Origin of the sequence: Pseudoalteromonas porphyrae, from assembly GCF_001298125.1 — a bacterium.
Classification (GTDB): domain Bacteria; phylum Pseudomonadota; class Gammaproteobacteria; order Enterobacterales; family Alteromonadaceae; genus Pseudoalteromonas; species Pseudoalteromonas neustonica.
In genome coordinates this window covers 99,536-123,036 of record NZ_LHPH01000005.1, presented here as the reverse complement: position 1 = coordinate 123,036, position 23,501 = coordinate 99,536, and the positions used below count along the sequence as shown (strand labels likewise).

16 protein-coding genes are annotated in these 23,501 nt (G+C 38.8%); all 16 read right to left on the bottom strand.

Annotation, left to right across the window (positions count from 1 at the left end; translation table 11 throughout):
• Nucleotide 1 precedes the first annotated feature (1 nt).
• Entirely contained in the window at nucleotides 2-1,591 is a 1,590-nt protein-coding gene (locus tag ADS77_RS06190) for an AAA family ATPase (RefSeq protein ID WP_054203587.1), read from the bottom strand.
• 223 nt (nucleotides 1,592-1,814) lie between these two features.
• Complete coding sequence (locus ADS77_RS06185; protein ID WP_054203586.1) at nucleotides 1,815-2,345, bottom strand: HEPN domain-containing protein; 531 nt, start codon at nucleotides 2,343-2,345, stop codon at nucleotides 1,815-1,817.
• Between the two features lie 124 nt (nucleotides 2,346-2,469).
• Complete coding sequence (locus ADS77_RS06180) at nucleotides 2,470-3,162, bottom strand: hypothetical protein (protein WP_054203585.1); 693 nt, start codon at nucleotides 3,160-3,162, stop codon at nucleotides 2,470-2,472.
• 150 nt (nucleotides 3,163-3,312) lie between these two features.
• On the bottom strand, nucleotides 3,313-6,759 hold the full coding sequence (locus ADS77_RS06175; RefSeq protein ID WP_054203584.1) for an AAA domain-containing protein: 3,447 nt from the start codon (nucleotides 6,757-6,759) through the stop codon (nucleotides 3,313-3,315).
• A gap of 2 nt (nucleotides 6,760-6,761) precedes the next feature.
• A complete protein-coding gene (locus tag ADS77_RS06170; protein WP_054203583.1) occupies nucleotides 6,762-7,229 on the bottom strand; it encodes a hypothetical protein in 468 nt (155 codons plus the stop codon).
• Nucleotides 7,230-7,244: 15 nt separating this feature from the next.
• A complete protein-coding gene (locus ADS77_RS06165) occupies nucleotides 7,245-7,775 on the bottom strand; it encodes a hypothetical protein (protein ID WP_054203582.1) in 531 nt (176 codons plus the stop codon).
• Entirely contained in the window at nucleotides 7,772-8,878 is a 1,107-nt protein-coding gene (locus ADS77_RS06160; protein ID WP_054203581.1) for a hypothetical protein, read from the bottom strand. Before ADS77_RS06160 ends, ADS77_RS06165 begins: the two co-directional genes overlap by 4 nt.
• Entirely contained in the window at nucleotides 8,871-9,014 is a 144-nt protein-coding gene (locus ADS77_RS22345) for a hypothetical protein (protein WP_157601461.1), read from the bottom strand. Before ADS77_RS22345 ends, ADS77_RS06160 begins: the two co-directional genes overlap by 8 nt.
• Nucleotides 9,015-9,050: 36 nt before the next feature.
• Nucleotides 9,051-10,223, bottom strand: a complete 1,173-nt coding sequence (locus ADS77_RS06155; RefSeq protein WP_054203580.1) for a restriction endonuclease subunit S — start codon at nucleotides 10,221-10,223, stop codon at nucleotides 9,051-9,053.
• Entirely contained in the window at nucleotides 10,220-11,812 is a 1,593-nt protein-coding gene (locus tag ADS77_RS06150; RefSeq protein ID WP_054203579.1) for a class I SAM-dependent DNA methyltransferase, read from the bottom strand. The genes ADS77_RS06155 and ADS77_RS06150 overlap by 4 nt, the downstream gene beginning before the upstream one ends.
• A gap of 57 nt (nucleotides 11,813-11,869) precedes the next feature.
• Complete coding sequence (locus ADS77_RS06145; protein ID WP_054453427.1) at nucleotides 11,870-15,313, bottom strand: DEAD/DEAH box helicase family protein; 3,444 nt, start codon at nucleotides 15,311-15,313, stop codon at nucleotides 11,870-11,872.
• Between the two features lie 70 nt (nucleotides 15,314-15,383).
• Nucleotides 15,384-16,520: a CRISPR-associated ring nuclease Csm6 gene (gene csm6 / locus ADS77_RS06140; RefSeq protein WP_054453425.1), complete on the bottom strand. Its 1,137-nt coding sequence runs from the start codon at nucleotides 16,518-16,520 to the stop codon at nucleotides 15,384-15,386.
• Between the two features lie 149 nt (nucleotides 16,521-16,669).
• Nucleotides 16,670-18,265, bottom strand: coding sequence for a hypothetical protein (locus ADS77_RS06135; protein ID WP_054203576.1), 1,596 nt, complete (start codon nucleotides 18,263-18,265; stop codon nucleotides 16,670-16,672).
• Between the two features lie 174 nt (nucleotides 18,266-18,439).
• Nucleotides 18,440-19,612: a 2-methylaconitate cis-trans isomerase PrpF gene (prpF, locus tag ADS77_RS06130; RefSeq protein ID WP_054453423.1), complete on the bottom strand. Its 1,173-nt coding sequence runs from the start codon at nucleotides 19,610-19,612 to the stop codon at nucleotides 18,440-18,442.
• Nucleotides 19,613-19,621: 9 nt separating this feature from the next.
• Nucleotides 19,622-22,228 (bottom strand): Fe/S-dependent 2-methylisocitrate dehydratase AcnD, encoded by a 2,607-nt coding sequence (acnD, locus tag ADS77_RS06125; protein ID WP_054453420.1) that lies wholly within the window; start codon nucleotides 22,226-22,228, stop codon nucleotides 19,622-19,624.
• Nucleotides 22,229-22,373: 145 nt separating this feature from the next.
• On the bottom strand, nucleotides 22,374-23,498 hold the full coding sequence (prpC, locus tag ADS77_RS06120) for a 2-methylcitrate synthase (RefSeq protein ID WP_054203573.1): 1,125 nt from the start codon (nucleotides 23,496-23,498) through the stop codon (nucleotides 22,374-22,376).
• Nucleotides 23,499-23,501: the final 3 nt, after the last annotated feature.

Sequence of the window (23,501 nt, the reverse complement as noted above, 5' to 3'; positions counted from 1 at the left end):
ATTACTCGAAAGGATTTTCTATTTCAGATTTTAAGCGAGTCATTGATTTTGATTTATCAGTGATTACTTCTGGTGTTTGTGAGCTTGCGCGCACTGCTCGCCCTTTGACCCAAGAACGTGTTTTATCGATCAGTTCGTGCATAGTCATTGATATAGGCGTAGTTACTGCAATCGCTGATTTGATATGTTCAAAGTTAATATCAATGCCATCGTCAAAGGCCATAAACAAAGCCTCTTTGATTACTTCCTCTAACTCTGCCCCAGTAAAGCCGAGTGTGAGTTGAGCAACTTCTTTAATTTCAAATAGATTTAAGTTATCTTGTCGGCTTCGCTTTTTTAAATGCAGGTTAAGGATATCTTGTCGCTCTTGTTCAGTAGGTAAGTCGACAAAGAAAATCTCATCAACACGGCCTTTTCTGAGTAACTCTGGAGGCAACTGCGCAATATTGTTAGCTGTCGCAACAACAAACACTGGTTTTTTCTTCTCTTGCATCCAAGTCAAAAAGCTACCAAGCACCCGCGCTGTGGTGCCTCCATCCGATGAACCAGAACTTTGAATGCCCGATAATCCTTTTTCAATTTCATCTATCCATAAAATGCTGGGAGATAGTGTTTCAGCTAACTGAAGGGCCTCTCGCATATTCGATTCTGATTGACCGACGATACCACCAAATATTTTGCCAATGTCTAATCGTAGTAAAGGTAATTGCCAGGCATTCGCTATCGCTTTAGCTGCTAAGCTTTTACCTGTACCAGGAAGACCCAATAAAAGTAGCCCCCTAGGCTCCTCTAAACCAAACTCTTTTGCACTTTCACTGAAAGCAAGTTTTCTGCGATCAAGCCACTTTTTTAGATTGTCGAGACCACCGATATCATCCAACGTGGCGCTTGGGTGAAAGTATTCTAAGTGCCCTTGCTTTTTAATTACTTGCTCTTTTTCTCGAACAATAGTCGAAACATCAAGTTCATTTAATCGCTGATTTTCACAAGCAATCTTGGCAAACGCTAACTGTGCTTCGCTTGTCGACAACCCTAGTGCTGAATTAAGAAACTCTGAGCTAAAAGAGCAATCTCTTTCGTCTAAACCAAACTTTTGTTTTGCCTGCTCAGCCAGCTTTTTTAGTTCTGACTGGTTAGGTAAAGGCATTTCAAATACTTGCGTATCTTTTACCAATTCCGCCGGTAAATCAAAAACGGGTTGGGACATGATTATTGTTACGTTCTCAATTCGACGGCCAGCAACCGCTACAGCAAAACTTCGTAAACGCGAAATATTTTTATGATCGAATGTGCCTATGTGAGGATGAAAGTCCTCAAGAAGTAATATACAGTCAACTGGGGTGGGCAAATCATTATTATCTCCAACTATCCACTCAAGTACTTCAGAGGGGGTACCCACATCTTCCACTAGTTCTTGTTGGCTAATCCCTCTTCTTAAACCTTTACAGCTATCCCAAATGAAAGTTTCCAGACTTAATGTGTCTGCAATTGAGTTAATTGTTGCCCTAATACGGAGCGTATCGTGACTTATAATTTGTATAATCGGTGCGCCTGCTTTCACGGCGAGTGTTATTTGTTTTTTGAAATCCATACTGATCCATGTAGCATAAAAAGATAATTTTTGTAGCCCAGCATTTTCCGACCTATTTTGGGTACTTTAGAAAATACTAGACTACCTGTAACTATTCAACATTTAATTCAATAAAAATAAATACTTAAAACCTACAATAATGAAAAAATTAATATTGGGTATATAACTTTAAAAATATCAGAACAATTTTTTATTCTTGTTTGTAAACTCATTACTTATTCCTTTAAATTACTGCTAATGCTTTGTCTGTTGCTTGTGCAAGCGCTTTAAAGAAGCGCAAACACTTTTCAAGCTCATCTTTTTTAATTATTTGTGGCTGAGTATTATCAAGCTGTGCACGGTGTACAGCCTCACCCCTTTTATAAATCCACTTATTTAACTGCTCTCTGGCATCTTTTGGTAGTACATTAGGCCATGACCATTGCTCAGTAATATCTACTCCAAAAAACTCTTCAAAAAGCTTTTTGGTTTTATTTGAATTTGGATTATGAAAAAACTTTAAACGTTCATTTAATTGCTTTTCTGCAAAGTGACCAAATTGAGAGCCTTTAATTAAGCTAAACTTGGCATCAAAAATTTCAGTTACCACATCTTCAACATAAGTTTCCCATGCGGTTAACGTCATTATTAAACTCGCTTTTTTTAAAACATCATAAGAGCATAATTCTGGATGATTATTTAACGTTTCAAAGCATGCTAATAGTTGTTCTGCTTCAGATAGGGCTTTATTAAAATTTTGTAATGAGAGGGTCATTTTCTTCCTTAAATATTTAACTAACAATTAGGTGTTTGTTACTACTGCTTTATTTTTGTAATGCTATACAAAAATTTATAAAAATATATTTTCACAAGCTTGTGAAAACTTAATTGAGTTGGTTTTAGCCTTTTTTGTAATCACTAAAATTAATGATATTACTGTTATCAATTATTTCGTTTGATGAGCCATCATCATGTTGTTGATCAGTAACAAGCGATTGGCAATAACTCAATAAACGCTCTATGGGTATCAGCTTATCTTTACGGCCAGTTGCTTTATTAGTAATACGTTTAGGTTGGGTGTTTAAATAAATAGCTAACTCAATGGCAAGGTCTTTAGGTAAATCATAAAGCCCCTCTTCTTGTAGTGTTTGAGTAACCCAAAGTGCAGCATCGCTAATGTGGCCGCTTATACTTAAATCGGTATTTTTAACCCAGTGCGGGGTAAATTCTATTTTTGATAAGTCACTTAACAGCACCGCAATGTCGCTGCGTGGTATTAGCTGATACACCTCAAGCGTTTCAGCCATCATTAGCTGCCATTCATACTCTAAGCGCTGAGTTAATTCTTCTTGCGATAGCTTTAAGCTAACCGGTATAAAAAACGTAAAACGGCTATTCGCTTCACAAACAATGATTGTTTTTTCACGAAATTTATAGCTGTTATCAATTATCTGCAATTGCCAGTTAAAGCTATTATTATCGCTTATAAGTGTATTTACCCCAGCTTGTTTACCTGGTTCATGTGGCAAACGAGGTAAATCAGCTTTTAGGTATTTATTGAGTGCGTTTGAGGCGCAAAGCTGGAATTTCAAAATAAACTTCAGCCCTATGTTATTAAAGTAAATTATTAACTTTGAGAATTTCTATTATATGAATGTTAGCTAAATAGATCATTCCAAACTATGTTTTTGAAGACTAATTTAGCTATTAGATAACTCATTTTATCCTAGGTAACCACTGTATTAGCTTCTCACGCCAGAGTTTTTATATAACCTCTTTTTGTTATCTCTTTTTTCTTTAATATGTTCAGGTAAAAATTTCTCTTTATGTGACCTTTTTATTATTTCTTTAAAAAGATTAACCTCACCAGATTTGGGCTGCCAACTTTCTAGCGCTCGTATATTACCGAAGAACATCAAATTTTCTTTAGCTCTCGAGCAGGCAACATTCAGCCTCTTCTTATCAAGTAAAAACTGCAATGACCCATGCGTTCTCACAGTAGAATAACAAACGAGTTCAGCTTCACTACCTTGGAAGCTATCTACTGTGTCAACTTTAATAGTTAAACTTCCTAGCTTAATTTGCTGAGAACCGCCACTAGACTTTAAAAACTTTCTTATTAATCGCTTTTGAGCACCATAAGGGGTGATAACAGCAACATCTATTTTACGGGTGATAGATTTAGATAATTTATTGAGATAAGAACAAATGGCCTCGGCTTCTAATTCATTTTCAAGGCTCGTTGCTCCATTTTTCTTAAACTGTTTACCCCACACATCGACCCAAACAAGACATTTTTTTGATACAAAACCAGTTGTATCAAGAGGGTCTTTATTACCATTATGGAGTTTTCTAACACCTTCTTTTGTATAAAAGAGTTCGGCAACAAGATCACCTATAGGCTTAGACATTCTAAATTGCTCAGCTAAAGAGGCTGTGCATGTAACTGGTAATTGTTCAAATAACGTCTCAAAAAAGCTTGTTTCCAAAAAGGTCTCTTCAAGAAACTTCATTTCATCTTTTGCTGAGTCTTCACGCAGAACAGGTGCGATGCTAGGTGGGAGTTGATGATGGTCACCAATGAGTATTGTCTTACGAGATCTAAGTAAAGGAATTAAAAGCTCTGGAACTGTAGCTCTACCAGCTTCATCCACTATTGCTACATCAAAGGTGATATGATCAATACCAGAATGTCTAGCTGCTAAACCTACACAAGTTGCGCCTATCAAGTTTTTATCTGCCAGCATAGTAGTAAAAAACTCATCCGACACCTTATTATTTTGAGCAGTATCTTTCATTTGCATCAATAATGTTCTCCACTCGTAAACAGCATTAAGCTTTTCTTTTACAAGTCTCTTTTCATTATCTTCAATAGTGCCATTAACAGCGTAATTCGAAGCTCGACTCGTTGTGTCGGACAAACATTTTTCAATGAAAGATTGAAAAATAAAATCGAAATGGTCTTCTGCCATATCATCATCGATTTTGTCAGGATTACCTACCCTAACAATATTCACGCTTGAATTTACAAGATGTGGATAAACATTTTTAAATTTTGTAATGGCATTATCTACTGCGGTATTCTGTTGTGAAACAACTAAAATCTTTTGATTAGGGTTCTTTCGTAATAATTGATACAACATTTCTACAATTGTAGTCGTCTTGCCCGTTCCCGGAGGTCCCTGAATCATAGCTATATGTTTAGCTGCAAGTGCTACTTTAATTGCATGTTTTTGGCTGTCAGTAAGCCTATCACTCCACGATATGTCAGTTTCAAACCAACCGGGATGTTGTTCGATATTGTAAGAAGATGGCGCTAGGAAAATCTCTTTTAAATGAGGCTCAACAAGTCTATCTTCAAAAAATGCATCTAAAGCCATCTGCTGCCTTTGAAGAGGGGCATTAGGTAATTGAACTACTAATTGAAATTTTTGAGGTTGTGTAAAGTCTAGTTTTTTGAAATTATTGAGAGGTGCTTCAATTTCAATATTGCCGTTATCAAGCCGATAATCAACTTTATATGATCTTGAATGCTCGACAGCGGGTAAGTATTTACCATGGTCGGCATCCCAAACTAATAACCGACAACTGCGGTTAAACTGTAAAAAACCAGAGGTTTCTATTTCTTTCATGAATAGGTATACAGATTTGTCATTCAAGCATGATACTTTAATAGAATTGCTATCAATGGCTAGTGAATAAAATGTGGAATTAATGCGATGTGGAACTATTTCAAACTCAACGCTTCGAATACTTTCCTGTTGTTTTTGATATTCAACAACTCTTTCCCAGCGCCTAAAAAATTCTACTTGATTAACTCTTTCTTTTGCTGTTGTTGAGTTAATAAGTACTTGGCTTGCAAATGAAAAAAGCTGTTCAACCCCATAAGCCCAGCCAAAAAGTTCACTCGCTGAAAGATCTGATGACAGTAGTATAAACTCAAAAGGTAAATCTATACCAACTTGGGGTAGCTGGTGTACAAAAGTTTTACTAATAACTAAGCCATCATTATTTTCTGAAAGTTTGCACTGTACCTCAACCTCCCCTTTGCCTAACGTTATTAGCCCTTTATCGATATTAAAATCTAACAATGACCATTGGGTAAATTCACTATAAAAAGAACTGTCCGACGGTACTTTACTTAATACTTCAGTATCTGCTTCAATAAACAACTCAAAGTCATCATATCCCAAAGTTGATGGAGACTTTTCTGTAATAGAAGGGAATGGTTTCTCTTTGTTTGCTTTTAAAAGACCAAGAGGATTTGAACGTAAAATAGCATCATAACTTTCAAAATATACTTCTACCTTTTGCCCTGATACACAACGCAGCCCAGGTTGAAGAAGTGATTGCTGTGGTAACCACGCCCTTACTAAACCTTCATTAAAAGTACATAAATACTCCTTAGATCCATCACGAAAACGATCTACTGTCATACTTAGAGGTTCAGACAATCTAATGTGATCATGAAAAATAATTCCGCGAGCCACACAACCAAAAAATTGATTACCATTACGATTATTTTTAACTATTAGTATTGGAAATTCAGTTCCATAGTTTAATGCCAGCGCTTTTTGTTGCTCTAGTTCACCATTAAACCCTGAAAATTTTAAAATATGACGGCTATTATCTAAAGGCTTATCCAAATCAGAAAGCTCAACTACTAATAGCTTACCTGGATATAACCACTCCAAAGGCAATAAGGCGTCTGAAATTGGTCGCTCTAATAACCAATCGTAACTACCTTGATCCCACAACTGGTTGACCTTTCTTCTTTCAAACTCTAAATATTTTGCGTATTCTGAAATTCTAATTTGAGCATCTTCAATTCGTGAAAACTCTTTTCGTAGTGCTGACTTTCTATAAGGACTTGTCGTATCTGAGTTTATCTCTATAATGATCGCATCATATAGCTCCTGATAAGCCTTAGTTATTGGTGCTACTTTTTCAAAATGCTTTTCTATTTCTTTGACTAATAACCTCTTATAATCATCAGCTTGTGCTTTCCTTTTTTCTCTATAATTTTCATCTTGAGTAGCGTGTTTAGCATCATAACGTGCATAAATATCATCACGTTCTTTATAAGCTCTATCTTGCCTAGCTAGTTCATCATCCGTTTTTTCGTTGTAATAGTAAGCTGCTGCGCTACCTAATACGACAACACCTAGACCCACAGCTAGTTGCCACATAATTAAGATCCTGACTTTATAGCAAAAATCAGTTCTGAAAGTTGTTCAGAAGAAACTTTACCATTTTCAATATGCTCTAAAATTTTCATTATTTGCTCATGGTTATTAGCTTCTTTTCTAGTTTCAAAGCAAGAATTTAACTCATTAGCTTTTTCTTTAAGCTTTATTTCTTTTTGTTTAGTTTCTTCTTGGATAGCGATTTTTTTTACTTCATGCCCGCTCTTTAATATTTCTGCTTGAGTTTGCGCTAAAACCTGTCCTGTTTTTAAAACTTCTTTAGCCAATTCCATACCGTTACTAGCTAACTCAATAACACCATTGCCTAGATTTGTTATTTGTTCACCATCAAGCTTACCAAGCATTTCTCTAACATCAATTTTTGATGATTCATTTGGAGAAGTAGCCTGCTGGGCTGAGTTGGCTTTATTTCTAGGTATATATTGGGCTTTAACTGACTGAGGTTTTTTCATTATATGTGTCCTTACTTAATCGATATTATTTGTTATAAAAATTAAAGTCGCTCTTAGCAAGTGATCTAGTGCTTGTTGAGCTACTTGCAACTGTTTAAAATCAATTCCCCTTTCGCGGTCTTCTTTAAGCTTATCCTGCATCGATTTAGCTATATGAAGGTGTCTTTTAACTTGGCTGAGCATATTAGACCTTTGCTTTTCACTTAATTTAATCTGCTGGCTTAGCTCTTCTATACGTGCTTCACCTTCTCTTAAAACAGTTCTTTGTTTCAACCCTAAAATTTTTAATTGATCATCTAATTCTGATTTAATTTTTCTATTTTCAGCAAATATTTGTTTAGTTTTTTCACACTCCTTAGCGTACTCTAAATAACTACTTACCGCTTCAATAACCGACAGTGCAGCATCAACATATAATACAGCCGGGTTAATTTTTTTTGCAGCTCCTTTAACCCCATGCTGTAATATCATCGTTCCATATTTACGAACTCTATTATCACTAAATAAATGATCCGCAAGCGATGGATGTTTTTCAACAGTCCTCATGCTTTTATCCTTATGATTCCTGGATTTTTTATAGACCCGATAACTTCTTCATACGAATATTCATGAAGTTGCCATCCTTTATCAAAACTGTTTTCTCTTGAATAAAGTTGAGCATCTTCATCGATAAAAGCAATAGAATGCGCCAAAAGGTCTAATGCACTCTCTTTTTCATTAAAAAGTCCTTCGCTATAAAGACGCTTGTCTTCATCAACTTCAACTTCAAAGTCTATATAATCATAAATTCTTTGGTCATTATCAGAATAAATGAAATTTTTCGGTTTAATATTTTCAAACTCTTTAAAGTCAATCCCTTTTGGTAATGAAAATTTAACTTTTAATCTCAATAGTTCAGTGTATAAGCGCAAAGTTTTTTCATTACTTTTTTCTTTAGCTTCAACGAAGTTTTTCAGTTCTAAATCTATTGGTATTCCCATACTTTTATCACATGCATGAGATCTAAAACCAACATCCCACTCTTGCTTCCAGGTAGCATTAGAATCATCAAGAATTTGATTAAATTCTGGTAAAATATTAGGGAGTATCTCAAAGTAATTATTCTGAAATCGCTGACTCTGTTTGAAGCAATCTTCAATTGGATTAAAACGAGCATTTTGTGGTAAAGGAACAATAAAGCAACGTTTTGAGATCTCTCTCAAGGAATTTTCACCCTCAACAGCAATAAACCAGTCATGATTATTATTACGGGAAGCGTAATTTTGATCGATATATAAAGGAACTTGCTTATTGTGAATATATTCTAAAATAAAGGCTGCTCTTTTTCCTGTCTCTGTTAAAACACTTTCAGAATCACTTATAAACTTTAATGCCTTCATTCTATCAACTACAGGTCTAATTTGAATTTCAGACAACCTTGTTACTTCTTCGATATCTTGTACTGTTAAATCATACTTTCCCATAACACTTAAAATAAAATGAGATAGCTCACCAAGCTCGGCAAGCACTCTATGTTTAATAGTCATCTCATATAACTTAAGAGGTAACAATACGTTTACAATATCAGAACCATGTACATCACTATGCTCTTTTATTGCAGAATCTGTTTGATACTCATCAACAAACTCAGACTCAATATAATCAGACATTGCTTTCTCCTGTTATGAAAAAGCTGAAATTGCTAAACTTAATTACTCTTTGCGCCTCATCCTTATCAACCATATACGGCAGTTGTTTTGCAAGCGGTTCGTTGATTATGTTGTTATTTAATTCACGTTCGGTCATTTAACTTCCTTGTTCTTATTTTTATAAATAGCGCTATTATAGTTCGCCAGCAAAGGCTTTTTGGCTTAGTGAGTTGAAATTATCTAAAGAGTTAGAAAGTGAGCTATAGTTTCTTTCTTTCATTTGCATTGTTTTATGAGCTAACTTAACAAACTTTTCTTGCTCTGTTTTTGGAGGCAAGGGAAGATCAAAATCTTTTATCATTCCCAAATTTAAGTTTTGTTGACGAACGCCCCGCCGTTGTCTTAAATAGGTCTCTTTAGAAAACTCAATAAAACTGAAAAACCACTCAATATCTATTTTTTCATTAGGGATAATATTTGCACATGCCTGATTTGATGCTGAGGCAACATTAAGGATAGAAATTTTAAAAGCTGCTGTATCATACATCCCAACAAGCATTGAACCAGCTGGAAATATTTTTGCTGCACTTTTACTCAATGCTTCATCAGTAATTTTTTCTACAGATTCATTTAGATACCGGTGATTCAACTCTCTAGCCGAGAACCAATTAATTTCACCTTCAAAATATCCAGATACTGATCTTGATGGTGTTCCACCGCTTGCCCAATTCCCTAAGTCAGAAAACTTTTTAACTTCCCAGCCTTTTGGATTAGTAACAGGATCGCCGAACATATCTAGGAATACGCTGCGTAGGAAGTCGTCAGCGAGTTGAATGGCTTGTTGGCGTTTGCGGCGGATGGCATCGGCTTTATCTAAAATCGCGGCTATTCGTTTTTGCTCGTCCAGAGGTGGCAGTGGAATTTCAACTTCTTCAATTCTGAACAAAGCTAATTTAGGCTGGCTAGTCGTTTTCTTGCGCTCATGGATTTGAGCTTGTCCCGCTGTAGATAAAAAACGAACTAAATAATTTTTATCTAGTTGCCCTTTGTTATTAATAACTAACTTAGCAGCATTCTCAGTTAAGTTAGCTCCATCCAATTGTTCTGGAATTATACCAACTATTCCTATTGTCCCAGCAATAGAAATGTAAACATCATCACATGATATTGTATATCTAGCGATCTTCTTCTGTATTTCTTTCTCAATATAAACTAAACCAGAATTTCTAACAGAATTATTCTTAAAATCTGTAACCCGTATGTAAGGATACGCTGTTTTAGACTCGGAATAACCAGAGCCTTTCGGCAGTCTCTTGCCACCTTTAACTTTAACAAGTTCCCCAAGCTTTACTAACGGCCAGCTCACAACATCCCCTCCAACTCTTTCAAGTCAGCGAGAATTTCATTTTCTAAGCTCACTAGCTTACCTAAAATCTCTTTTGGCGGATCGTAGCTTTCTTCTTCGTACACTACTTCTTTATAGCGGTTGATTGAAAGGTCGTATTTATTGCTGGCTATTTCATCTTTACTTACCCAAAAGGCTTTCTGAGTTTTATCATTTTTATCACTTGTCGCGGTTGCTTTATCACGGGTTTTAAATTCGCTCATTAAGCTTGGTAAATCGTTGTCTTTTATTGGGGTGCGTTTGTCATCCAAGCTAAAACCATCGGCTTGTACGTCGTAAAACCAGACGTGGTCTGTTCCTTTTGAGCCAGAGCCACCTTTAGTGAATATAAGTATGGCGGTGGAAACACCCGCGTAGGGTTTAAACACGCCACTTGGCAATGAGATTACGGCTTCTAGCTGGTTGTTATCTACCAGCATTTGGCGCAGTTGTACGTGCGCTTTTGATGAGCCAAATAATACGCCGTCGGGCACGATAGTGGCAGATTGGCCGCCTATTTTTAGCATGCGCTCAATAAGGGCAACAAACAGCAGCTCAGTTTTTTTAGTTTTTACTTTGCGTAATAACTCGGGGCATACGTCTTCTTCGTCTAGGCTGCCTTTAAATGGCGGGTTGGCGAGTATTATGTCGTAGCCTTCTTTTGCCTTTTGCGGGTAGTGCTCTTTAAAGTTTTGGCTTAGGGTATCTTGATAATGAATGCCCGGTTGTTTAATGCCGTGCATTACTAAGTTCATGGCAGCTACGCGTAGCATGGTTGCGTCAAAGTCAAAACCGTTGAACATGTTTGTATCTATATGGGTGCGCTGCTCTGGGGTTATTAAATCACCTGAGTAAAGTAAGTTTTCGAGCGGTTTACCGTTGTCATCACATTGTACGTTGCCATCTACATCAAGCACAGGTTCGCGCTCTATACCCTCGGGTGATGTGTATTTTTGCAATAGGTATTCGTAACTTACCGACAAAAAGCCACCGGTGCCGGTAGATGGGTCACAAATTTGACTGGTTACATCGGGATCCATCATTTCAACCATAGCGCGTATAATATGGCGCGGCGTTCTAAATTGGCCGTTTATGCCTGCGGTGGTGAGTTTACTTAATAGGTATTCGTATAAATCGCCTTTGGTGTCTGAGTTTTCAAGCGGTAAGTCGTTTACCATTTCAACCGCTTTTACCAATAGGCTTTGCTTTTGAATCATTAATTGCGCGTCTTTCATAAACTCATTAAATACCGCGCCTTCTGGCGATACGTCGTCTGAGGTTTTTGAAAAAAACGGAAACAGCTCATCTTTAACCAGTTTGTATAACTCTTCTGAGCCTAAATGGCGCAGGTTTTGCCAACGAATATGTTGCTCGGCGTCGGTAAAGCGGCGGTTAAATGGCTGCTTAGTACGAGCACTTCGTTTTTCGTCGGCTTGCTCGTTCATGTCGAGCATACGGGCGTACATTAAAAAAGTAATTTGCTCTACTACGGTAAGCGGGTTAGTAATGCCGCCTGTCCAAAATTCTTCCCATAGTTTGTCTATTTTACTTTTTAAAGGTCCGGTTATCATTAATGTGTATCCTAGTTAGTGCTGTTTAAGCGCGGTGTAAATTACGCGCTTATAAAATTAAAGGTTTATTTGCTTTTCAACGCTTTGGGCTTTGTCGCCTAGTTTTACGTCAAACTGCTTAATAAATTGCTCTATTACGTCGGCTTGTTGCTGGCTAAATACGCCATCGAGCCCCATGTCGTGTATTTGGGTAAAGGGCGCATCGTAAAGCTGGGCTATTTCAATTGCGCCGTGGCGAATTAGGTGGTTTTTTAACATACCAATAAAGCGCTGTTGTTTGGCATTTACATGAGTGTGTATTTGCTGCACAAAGGTAGTAAAGCTCTGCTCTATGGCGTTTTTGTCCATACCGACTATGGTACGCAATATTTTGTCGAGCGTCGCGGTTGATTCGGGAAAAAACTCTTTTAATGTATTTAAATCAACACTTGGGTTTTGCGTATGCACTAACGAGCTTAATTGCGCTAAGTCGGCTTCGGTTACTTGTTCGCCATTGCGAATTTTTTTAAGTACACTGTCGGTTTCAAATAACGGGGTGAGTGTTATTTCAACCTCTTGGCGGTATATTTGATAATCAATAGAGACTATTTTTGTAAGCCTATCAGCTTCGTGTATTTGGTTGGTGTCTTCTTTTATATCAAGCACAAAATCACTTGTTGGTGGCTTCACGCTTTTATTACGCAGGTGAATAATACTGCGTAAATTAATGCGACTTTGCTCAAGCGCTGCATGGGTTAAATACTGCCAATACTGCTGTGTTTGTATTTCTTCTATTGCGGGTGCTTTGCTACGCACTTCGTTTAGGTGCATTTGAAGCGATTCAACCTTGTTCATTATACTTTGTTTAGCTAAATCAATTTGGTTTGCATCGGTAAATATTAGTGTTTGGATAGTGGTTAGCTCAGAATCAAATTTATAGGCTTCACTTTGCCCCATTATGTTACGCCATTGCATAAGTGGCGCTACTTTTTCGAGTAAGTCGCTTACCGTTTGCGGTGCAAATTGATTAAGACGTTTTAGGTCTTTATAAGTTTCGACCACTTGCCAGTTGTCGCGCACCGATATTGATTCCATTGGCAATAAACAAATATCATCGTGAATTAATTTAATTGTTTGATCAAACACATCCAAATTGGCTTTTTTGAGGGCCGTTTGGGCAAGGGTTACCCGCGCTTCAAATAACTTTTGTAATAACGATTTTGCTTGTTTTACATCATCTTCTTCTGGGTTTTCGTCAAAGTATTCAAAGTTTGCCCAGTGATCGAATATTAAAAAGTGAGTTTTGTGCTGCCCTGGTCCGTATAGGTTTTCGCATAAGCGTGTGCCACGGCCAATCATTTGCCAAAACTTTACTTTTGATTTTATGGGTTTTGCAAATACAAGGTTTACGCATTCAGGCACGTCTATGCCGGTGTCGAGCATATCGACCGACACTGCTATACGCATGCTGTTTTCGTCGCTTGATTTAAAATCGTCTATTAACTCTTCGGCGCGTTCGTACTTTGAGTGAATAACGCGGCAAAAATTAGCACCATGCTGCGGGTAAAGCTCACTAAATAACTGCGCCATTAATTCGGCGTGGGCTATGTTACGGGCGAATATGATTGTTTTACCGGGCAGTTGGCCGTCTTTATCGCGCAGGCCTTTTTCCATTAGGTTACGCAGTATGAGCCTGTTGGTGTCTTTATTTTTAATGGCTTCGTCTATTTGTTTTGCGTCGAAGTCAAGCTCGTTCGGATCAATGCCTTGCTCTTCTAATTGGGCTATTTGCTCATCGGTTAGGCTGTCTTTTTTAATGCCTTCGCGCAAAAACTGAGTGGTGTAACTTACAATTTTGTAAGGCACTAAGTTGCCTTGCTCTATCGCGTCTTCAAGTGGGTAGTTAGCTGTGGGTAGTTTGTAGTCGCAACCAAACAAATCACACGTTGAGCGCGATACCATTTCTACCGGTGTGGCAGTTAAGCCCACTTCTAGCGCGTCAAAGTATTTAAAAATATCACCATAAATATTGTAAATTGAACGGTGGGATTCGTCCGCTACTATTAGGTCAAAATAGCCTACGTCGTACTTGTTCATTATGCGTAGCATACCAGGATAGGTTGCTATAAATACACGCGCACTGGCTGCTGTGTTTTTAGCGCTTTTACCTACAATATGTACTGGCTCTTTGGTATGTTCAGTAAAGGCGTTACCCGCTTGTTTACGTAGCTCTTTTCGGTCACATAAAAACAGTACGCGCTTAGCCCAACCAGCATCAAGCAGCCGCTTGGCAAGGGCAATAGATACGCGTGTTTTACCTGTGCCGGTTGCTTGCACAATAAGCGCTTTGCGGTGTTTATCGCTAAAACGCTCACATACACGAGTTATGGTTTCCATTTGATACAAACGCCCTGCTACCGCGGTATCTATTGGCGTGGTGTTTAGCTCTTTTTTAAGCATGCGCTGCTTTATTAAGTACTGCAGGGAATCTTTTGAGTAGTAACCGTATAAACCACGGCTGTTATAACCTTGCGCATCATCAAGAATTTTTATATCCCAGCCGTTTGAATAAAAAATAACGGGGCGTTGACCAAATTGCTTTTCAAGTGCGTTAGCGTAAAGCGTTGCTTGCTGACGGCCTTTTTCAATATTTTCGCGGGTGCGTTTGGCTTCTATTACCGCAAGTGGCTTGCCGTCGTCATCCCATAATACGTAATCAACATAACCTACGCCTGTAGTTGTAGGTTGTTCTGTTACTTTTACTTCTTTGCCAACGTCATCTGTTGATTCATCATCAAGTGCTACATGCCAACCTGCATTACGTAAATCTAAGTCGATAATGCGTTTACGGGTTTCATCTTCGTTAAAGTTAAAACTTGAGTTAACAATTTGCTCATTTCGGGTTTTAACCTGAGTCAGCTTTTCTAAATCAATAGTTTGTTTTAGTTTTGCTGCTTGCTGCTGCGCTTGTTTTTGCGCAAGCTCTGCGGCTTCTAATTCGTCAAGTGCGCGCTTTAAACGGGCTTGGTTCTCGGCTAATTGTTTGGTGAGTTGCTTGTTCTTTTTTGCAAACTGGGCATCACTTTGATTTGTAGGCTGTGTTTGCTCAGGCGCTTTAAACTCTGGGCATTCTTGTTGCGTGCCATTGGCATACGCCATAAATAAGTACGAAGCTACAAAGTAGCTTTCTTTTAATATCCAAATAGCTTGTTGTTGATCAACTTTGCCTTCATGCGCTGCTTGGTTGCCGCTTTTACGTATGGCATGGAGCTTATCGGTAATTAAACGCGGGACTGCGCTGGTAAAGTCGTCGGCGGTAAGTTTATCGAAAATATTAGAAGTGGGTAAAACAGGTAAACTAAGTTCTTTATATAAGTAGCCTACTACTTTTTCGGCAAAGCAACGTAATTTGACCAATGAGCTTTGTGGATCGCTAATCGCATACTCTTCTGCAAAAGCGGCTAACTGGTGTAGCTCTGGCCACTTAGATTGAATGTGTTCAAAGTTCATTGATTGCTTCATTCCTGATTACTTCCTTATCAACTAATTTACCATGCATTATTATTTTTATGCGTTTGCAAGCTTGCGAATATTAAGCCGCTATATTTATTTTTATATTATGTGTTGTTGCACTTAACCAGTAGCTTGTTTCAAAGCTTTGGTTATTAGAGTCAATCACTATTTTTTTAGCAAGCTCGTTTGGTAGCAACTTATTTATTTTACTCTTTATGCGGCTGCAAGTTTGCTGCACAAAGGTTTTTTCCATTACCTTTAAATTACTGTGTAAACCGTCTCTAAAATCTTCGGGCTCTACGCCAAACGTATCACGGAATATACGTAAATCACTGCTGTTTTGTTGTAATAGCGTTAAGTACTCTATGCTGTGTTTTGTACACTCTTCAAATTTTCGCCCCACAATAAGCTTTTTATGTTCACTTTGGCTGTATTGGTGTAACCATAAATAAAAGGCGGTTTCTTTTGCGGTAAGTTTAATTTCGATTCCCGCAAAGGTGAGCGTTTTTGCTTTTGCGTTTACTTCAAGAGTTAAATCTTTTTTATGGGCTGAATTTAAGCTTGCTACTGTTTGACTAAATGACGCACTTTGCATATTTGCAATGAGGGTCTCGTCAATTGATTGGCGCATGCGCACAAACGGGATTTCAGCAAGTGTAACCTTTGCATTAATGCAGTTAACTTGTGTGCCATTTTTGCCATTAATAATATGGTCATAAGGTGTTGGGTAATAAAAATCTCTGACAAATTCAAACTCGTCGTTTACAAACACATGGCTTAGTGAATCTTGCTCACGGCCTAACAATGACATGGCATAACCTAAATAGAACGCCATTGTTTTACGCCCACCAGCTATAGATGCATGAATGCTAACATCGTTTTTATTGGTGAGTTCAAACACTTTACGAGTAATAAAGTCGGCCATGTAAGTTTGTTCTATTTCAGATTTAGCATCATTAATAGGTTGGCCTTTATCGTCTTCTATAAGCCATATGTTTTCATCGGGGAGTTTAATATTCGGAAGTTGGTAGTCTGCAATTAGTTTAGCTAAATAACCTTGCTCAAATAATCCATCGGTGAGCATAGCCTTGGTGCTTTTTGTTGTAATAACAAAAATTTCGTCAGGCAATTGTTTGCCATGTTCGTGAATCGCAAAGAGTGTTTCGGTTAAAACTTGGGGGCTAGCACCCGTAACTATAAGTAATATATGCTTCATCAACTGTCCTTTTGTATGAGTTAAACGCATATTACCCTAAAAGCCAACATGAATAAAACTAGATGAGTTAAGTTGACTTTTAATTAGTTGTTTTGTATTAGTTATTATATAAATTCAGCTTTGCTTAACCCTCAGGTAGTGTATTAGCGTTATTTCTTTCTAGCTTTTTTAGCTTGTTTTTTTGCTACTTTTTGTTTTTTACGATTGGGCTGTTTAAAAGTGCTTATATGACCAACGATTGAGTTATCTCGTATTAAAGCTTTTCCTATCGGCAATTTTAAAAACTGTATCGCTTTTTCACAACCTTGGTTTGCTGACTCTTTAATTAACGTTTTTAGCATAAAGCTACTCTTTACGTGACCACTACCTGCCAATTCGTCTCTAATTTGCATAGCCAAATCAAATTTTAATTGAGGCTGACTTTGTTTACATGTCCCTAATTTTATAGCAAGACAACCCATTTCAATGGCTAACTTTCGATGATTTGAATGGTTTTTTAGTATATTGAATAAACGTGTTTGATAGTGAATCGTTAGCGGTAAATTTTTGTACGCTTTAATTAATGCATTAACACATTCTTTTTTGGGTTGTTTCCCCCAATAACCAAAATAATCACAAAATGCTTTTAAGTAGTGTGAACCAGGAGCTTGTGTGGCTTGCGCTGTAATTAACGCCGTACGAGCTCGTTTTTTTGCCAAATCGTTTTCTTTATCTATTAGCCATAATTCGAGTTTATTTGCAGCATAGACAGTAAATGAGTTGATCTCTTTATACTTTATACCTTGTTCAACCCAATAATTATATTTACTAATATCTGATTTGTAATATTTTTTTTGTAAGGCGACAATGGCTTGATGATAGCCACGCTTGGCGGATTCTTCAGCTAGTGTCCATGCTCTTTGCATTTCGCCTGTTGCGCTTAAAAAGTTTGCATATAAAAAATGTGATTCACCTGTTCTGCATTCTTTTATTGCTTGTTTATAGCAGTATTGTGCATTCATGGTTTGAGACTCAACTAAAAATTTATGCTCAAACGCTTGGGCATAAAGCTGCCATGTACCCAATGCTTTTAAGGTATGCGCTCTCTCTATCCAGTAGGCTAAATCAATTTTACTCAATTGATTATATGCTTTTTTATTAGATGGTTGCTGTATGATTTTTGACGTTTTTTTTATCGAGCTTAATTGAAAATATGCTTGCTTCGCTAATGCAAGGTTTGCGTCTGGATTGTCATTTAAAGCTAAACTTACATTACACACAGTGTCAACCAGAATAGGTTCTTGCCACATAACAGGTTCATTTTTTTCATTTGCTAATTGAAAACTAAGAAAGTGGGCTAATTCAAAGACCGATTTATGCACCATTTTAACCTGTGCTTTACTTACACTCACAACAGAGTTTAAAGCGCCACGATGTACTTGTGAAACATGCACGCCATGATTTGCATATTCACGGATTAAATTAAGTTCATCAATCATATAATCTGGGAGTAATAATGATTGCTTTAGTTGAGTTATTTTATGAGACAACTCACTATCTCCTGTTAATTTAATGTTTACATATTCAGCAGCTCGATAGCACCATACCTCTGCAAACAGCCGCGCTTTTAACAAGGCACAGCTATGATCTTGCGAGTAGTAGTATTCCATTTCACTTGCTAAACGAAATAACTCTGGAAAAGTGTTTGTTAAAAATTCAAAATTAGGAAAATGTGATGTATGAAATGTTTGTTGAACTGATAGCATTGTTAACCCTTATTATTTATTAGGCTTTAATATTAAAAGGTTTAATAAAATAAAAGGGGATCACAAGCTTGTGATCATTTTGTTGTTAATAAGTCGGTTATTAATCATTATTGCAGATGCTGTATTATACGTATTAAAAAAGGCCCTGTAGAGCCTTTAAAAATATAACAAATTTTAACTGTGTGGCACTCTCACTACGCCTTCCATTAATACGCGTGCGCTGCGGCTCATGCTGGCTTTAGTAACCTGCCAGTTACCATTATTGAGCGTGGCTTTTGCGCCCACTTTTAAGGTGCCTGAAGGGTGACCAAAGTTCACTTCACTTAATTGTCCGCCACCAGCGGCTAAATTAACTAACGTGCCTTTAATTGCGGCGGCTGTGCCAATAGCTACGGCTGCGGTGCCCATCATGGCATGATGCAGTTTACCCATCGACATAGCACGTACTAATAAATCTATATCATTGCTGTTAATTTCTTTGCTGCTTGATGCGATATACGTGAGTGGTTTATTTACAAATGCCACTTTTGGAGTATGCTGACGTGCTGCCGCTTCACTAATATGGCTGATCAAGCCCATTTTTACTGCACCATGAGCGCGAATGGATTCAAGCTTTGCCAGTGCTTGGTCATCATTGTTAATATCCTCTTGCAGCTCGGTGCCGGTATAACCGATATCTGTTGCGTTGACAAAAATAGTCGGGATGCCAGCGTTGATCATAGTCGCTTTAAGTACACCAAATTCAGGTACTTCAAGCTCATCAAGCACATTGCCTGTTGGGAATAACGCACCGTCACCATCGGCAGGATCCATAAATTCTAGCTTTACTTCTGCGGCGGGAAACGTCACGCCATCAAGTTCAAAATCGCCAGTCTCTTGTACTTCACTGTTAGTTATTGGCACATGGACTAAAATGGTTTTTTTAATATTCGCTTGCCAAACACGTACTATGGCAACGCCATTGTCAGGAATACGACTTTTATCAACAAGACCATTACTGATTGCAAATGCACCTACGGCTGAAGTTAAATTACCGCAATTGCCGCTGAAATCAACAAAAGGCTTATCAATAGCTACTTGGCCAAATAAGTAATCAACATCGTGATCAGGCTGCTCACTTTTGCTTAAAATTACCGTTTTACTAGTGCTTGACGTTGCCCCGCCCATACCATCGGTTTGCTTAGCATAGGGATCGGGACTGCCGATAACGCGCAGTAATAAATCATCTCGCGCAGAGCCTGCCACTTGGGCAGCCTCCGGTAAGTCTGTAAGGTTAAAAAACACACCTTTACTGGTGCCACCGCGCATATAGGTAGCTGGCACTTTAATTTGTGGTTTGAATGTCATTACTGTTCCTTATGCGCTTTGTGTTGATTCTAAAAAATCTTGCGCAAAGCGTTGTAACACACCCCCTGCGGCATAAATTGATAGCTCTTCTTGGGTGTCAATTCGGCATTTTGTTGGCACGTTGAGCACTTCGCCATCTGTGCGAGTTATGGTTAAATTAACCGTTGCACCAGGGGTTAGTTCACCTGTTACATCATAACTTTCACTGCCATCTAGTTTGAGGGTTTTACGAGTCGTGCCTGCTTTAAATTCAAGTGGTAATACGCCCATCCCTATTAAGTTAGTACGGTGAATGCGCTCAAAGCCTTCTGCAGCTATGACTTCAACACCCGCTAAGCGTACACCTTTTGCTGCCCAATCACGCGATGAACCTTGACCATAATCAGCCCCTGCAACGATGATCAACGGCTGTTTACGCGCCATGTACGTTTCGATTGCTTCCCACATACGAGTAACCGTGCCTTCTGGCTCAACACGAGCGAATGAACCTTGCTTTATCTCACCGTTTTCAATCACCATCTCGTTAAGCAATTTAGGGTTGGCAAAGGTCGCGCGCTGCGCTGTTAAGTGATCGCCACGGTGTGTTGCGTACGAGTTAAAATCTTCTTCTGGTACGCCCATATGAGTGAGATATTCACCCGCCGCGCTGCTGGCCATAATTGCATTTGATGGTGATAAATGGTCCGTTGTTATGTTATCGCCAAGCACTGCTAAAGCGCGCATCCCTTTCATAGTCCGCTCACCTGCTAATGCACCTTCCCAATAAGGTGGGCGGCGAATATACGTACTTTGTGCGCGCCAGTCGTAAAGTGGGTCGTTATCTTCACCGTAATCAACGGTTAAATTAAACATGGGCTCGTACACTTTTTTAAACTGTTCTGGTTTTACACTCTGCTTAATAACGGCATCTATTTCCTCATCTGATGGCCAAATATCTTTAAGGGTAACGTCATTACCCTGTTGATCTTGACCAAGTACATCTTTTTCAATATCAAAACGAATAGTTCCAGCAATGGCATAGGCCACCACTAACGGAGGAGACGCTAAAAACGCTTGTTTTGCATAAGGATGAATACGACCATCAAAATTACGATTACCCGAAAGTACTGCCGTGGCGTATAAATCACGGTCAATCACTTCTTGTTGAATAACCGGATCAAGCGCGCCACTCATGCCATTACACGTCGTACATGCAAAGCCAACAATACCAAAACCAAGCTGCTCAAGTTCTGACAATAATTTGGCGTCTTCAAGGTATGATTGCACCGCCTTTGAACCCGGCGCGAGTGAGGTTTTAACCCACGGTTTACGACTTAAACCTTTCGCGTTTGCGTTACGGGCAATTAAACCTGCGGCAATCACGTTACGTGGATTACTGGTATTAGTACAACTGGTGATAGCTGCAATAATACAGGCACCATCGGGCATTAAACCGACTTCGTTCTCGACTACACCTGAGATACCTTTTGCAGCCAAATCACGGGTAGAAACACGGCGATGTGGATTTGAAGGACCTGCAATATTACGCCCTACACTTGATAAATCAAAGGTTAGTACACGTTCGTACTGCGCTGTTTTTAGACTATCACTCCAAAGCCCGGTAGTTTTAGCATAATTTTCAACAAGCGCAATTTGCTCTTCTTCACGCCCTGTTAAGCGCAAATAATCAATGGTCATTTGATCGATATAAAACATCGCAGCAGTGGCACCAAATTCTGGTGTCATATTTGAAATGGTTGCACGATCGCCTAATGTTAATGCGTCAGCACCTTCGCCATAAAACTCTAAATAAGTTGATACAACGCGTTGTTCGCGTAAAAATTCGGTGATAGCAAGTACGATATCCGTTGCAGTAATACCCGGTTGGCGCTTACCAGTGAGCTCAACACCTACGATGTCTGGCAGGCGCATATAAGAGGCGCGACCAAGCATCACACTTTCAGCTTCGAGACCACCAACGCCGACTGCAATTACGCCAAGTGCATCGACATGTGGTGTGTGGCTATCTGTACCAACAAGGGTATCTGGAAAAGCAATACCATCGCGGTTTTGGATCACTGGCGACATTTTTTCAAGGTTGATTTGATGCATGATGCCGTTACCCGGTGGGATCACATCAATATTTTTAAAGGCCGTTTTTGTCCAGTTAATAAAGTGAAAGCGGTCATCGTTTCGTCTGTCTTCTATGGAGCGGTTTTTTTCAAATGCATCAGGATCAAAACCTGCGTGTTCCACTGCCAATGAGTGATCTACAATTAACTGTGTTGGTACGACTGGATTTACTTTCGCCGGATCGCCGCCTTTTGCTGCAATGGCATCACGCAAGCCTGCTAAATCAACCAATGCGGTTTGCCCTAAAATATCGTGACATACTACGCGTGCTGGGTACCACGGAAAATCTAAATCTTGTTTACGCTCAATCAGCTGCGACAATGCTGCGGTTAGCATGTCTGGATCACAGCGGCGCACTAAGTTCTCTGCGAATACGCGTGATGTGTAAGGCAAGGTAGCGTATGCACCTGGCTTAATGTCATCAACGGCGGTTTCGACATCAAAGTAATCTACATTACTGTTTGGTAACGGTTTTCGATATTTGGTGTTATTAATAATGGTCATAATAAAAGTTCGCTAATAGGTGACGGTGGTTGCACACGTATAGTGTGTTTAAGGAAAGTGTGAAAAAGAAGAAGCCTTAAAAACTATGTACAATTAAAATGTGCAAAAAGAAAAGGTGAGCGCTTGAACGCCCACCCTTTTGGTCTTAACGTGATTCGATTGGTGTATAACTGCGCGCATCTGGCCCAGTGTAATCGGCACTTGGGCGGATAATACGGTTGTTAGCACGTTGCTCTTTTACATGAGCAGTCCAACCAGTTACACGACTCATCACAAAAATAGGGGTAAATAACTTAGTTGGAATACCCATAAAGTGATAGGTCGATGCATGGAAAAAATCAGCGTTACAGAATAACTTTTTCTCACGCCACATGACTTCTTCACAGCGTACTGATACTGGATAAAGTACATTGTCGCCGACTTCAGCAGCTAGTTTTTCAGACCATTTTTTAATGATCACATTACGTGGATCAGACTCACGATAAATGGCATGACCAAAGCCCATGATTTTATCTTTACGCGCAAGCATGCCCATAATTTCTTGCTCTGCGTGATCGGCATCAGTAAGGCCTTCAATTAAATCCATTGCCGCTTCATTTGCGCCGCCGTGTAATGGACCGCGTAACGTACCAATTGCACCAGTTACACATGAATGAATATCAGATAGTGTTGATGCACACACACGACCGGTAAAGGTTGAGGCATTAAACTCATGCTCTGCATATAAAATCAGTGACACATTCATCACTTGTGCAAACAGTTCTGACGGTGCTTTATCATGTAGTAGTGTTAAAAAATGTGCGCCAACTGAGTCATCGTCAGTGTGTGTTTCAATGCGAACGCCATCATGGGTAAAGCGATACCAGTAGCAAATAATACTTGGGAATACGGCAACCATACGATCAATTGCATCATTTGCTTCGCTAAAATCATTTTCCATTTCAAGATTACCCAGCATAGAGCAACCTGTACGCATTACATCCATTGGGTGAGCATCTTTTGGAATGTTTTCAAGCACGGTTTTAAGTGCCGCTGGCAAACCACGTAAGCTTTTTAATTTAGCTTTATATTCAGCAAGTTCTGAAGACGTTGGCAATTCGCCACGTGAAAGTAAAAACGACACTTCTTCAAATTGCGCTTTTTCAGCCAGCTCTGCGATATCGTAACCACAATACGTTAAACCTGACCCTGTTTGTCCTACTGTGCACAATGCTGTTTGACCTGCTACTTGACCACGTAAACCTGCACCACCTAATGCTTTATCGACCATGAG

Excerpts from the sequence above, each read along its gene's own strand:
- ADS77_RS06135 (WP_054203576.1), bottom strand. The coding sequence starts at position 18,265 with ATGCTATCAGTTCAACAAACATTTCATACATCACATTTTCCTAATTTT.
- ADS77_RS06170 (WP_054203583.1), bottom strand. The coding sequence starts at position 7,229 with ATGAAAAAACCTCAGTCAGTTAAAGCCCAATATATACCTAGAAATAAA.
- ADS77_RS06165 (WP_054203582.1), bottom strand. The coding sequence starts at position 7,775 with ATGAGGACTGTTGAAAAACATCCATCGCTTGCGGATCATTTATTTAGT.
- ADS77_RS22345 (WP_157601461.1), bottom strand. The coding sequence starts at position 9,014 with ATGACCGAACGTGAATTAAATAACAACATAATCAACGAACCGCTTGCA.
- ADS77_RS06150 (WP_054203579.1), bottom strand. The coding sequence starts at position 11,812 with ATGATAACCGGACCTTTAAAAAGTAAAATAGACAAACTATGGGAAGAA.
- prpF (WP_054453423.1), bottom strand. The coding sequence starts at position 19,612 with ATGACATTCAAACCACAAATTAAAGTGCCAGCTACCTATATGCGCGGT.
- ADS77_RS06190 (WP_054203587.1), bottom strand. The coding sequence starts at position 1,591 with ATGGATTTCAAAAAACAAATAACACTCGCCGTGAAAGCAGGCGCACCG.
- ADS77_RS06185 (WP_054203586.1), bottom strand. The coding sequence starts at position 2,345 with ATGACCCTCTCATTACAAAATTTTAATAAAGCCCTATCTGAAGCAGAA.
- ADS77_RS06175 (WP_054203584.1), bottom strand. The coding sequence starts at position 6,759 with ATGTGGCAACTAGCTGTGGGTCTAGGTGTTGTCGTATTAGGTAGCGCA.
- ADS77_RS06145 (WP_054453427.1), bottom strand. The coding sequence starts at position 15,313 with ATGAAGCAATCAATGAACTTTGAACACATTCAATCTAAGTGGCCAGAG.
- acnD (WP_054453420.1), bottom strand. The coding sequence starts at position 22,228 with ATGACCATTATTAATAACACCAAATATCGAAAACCGTTACCAAACAGT.
- prpC (WP_054203573.1), bottom strand. The coding sequence starts at position 23,498 with ATGGTCGATAAAGCATTAGGTGGTGCAGGTTTACGTGGTCAAGTAGCA.
- csm6 (WP_054453425.1), bottom strand. The coding sequence starts at position 16,520 with ATGAAGCATATATTACTTATAGTTACGGGTGCTAGCCCCCAAGTTTTA.
- ADS77_RS06160 (WP_054203581.1), bottom strand. The coding sequence starts at position 8,878 with ATGTCTGATTATATTGAGTCTGAGTTTGTTGATGAGTATCAAACAGAT.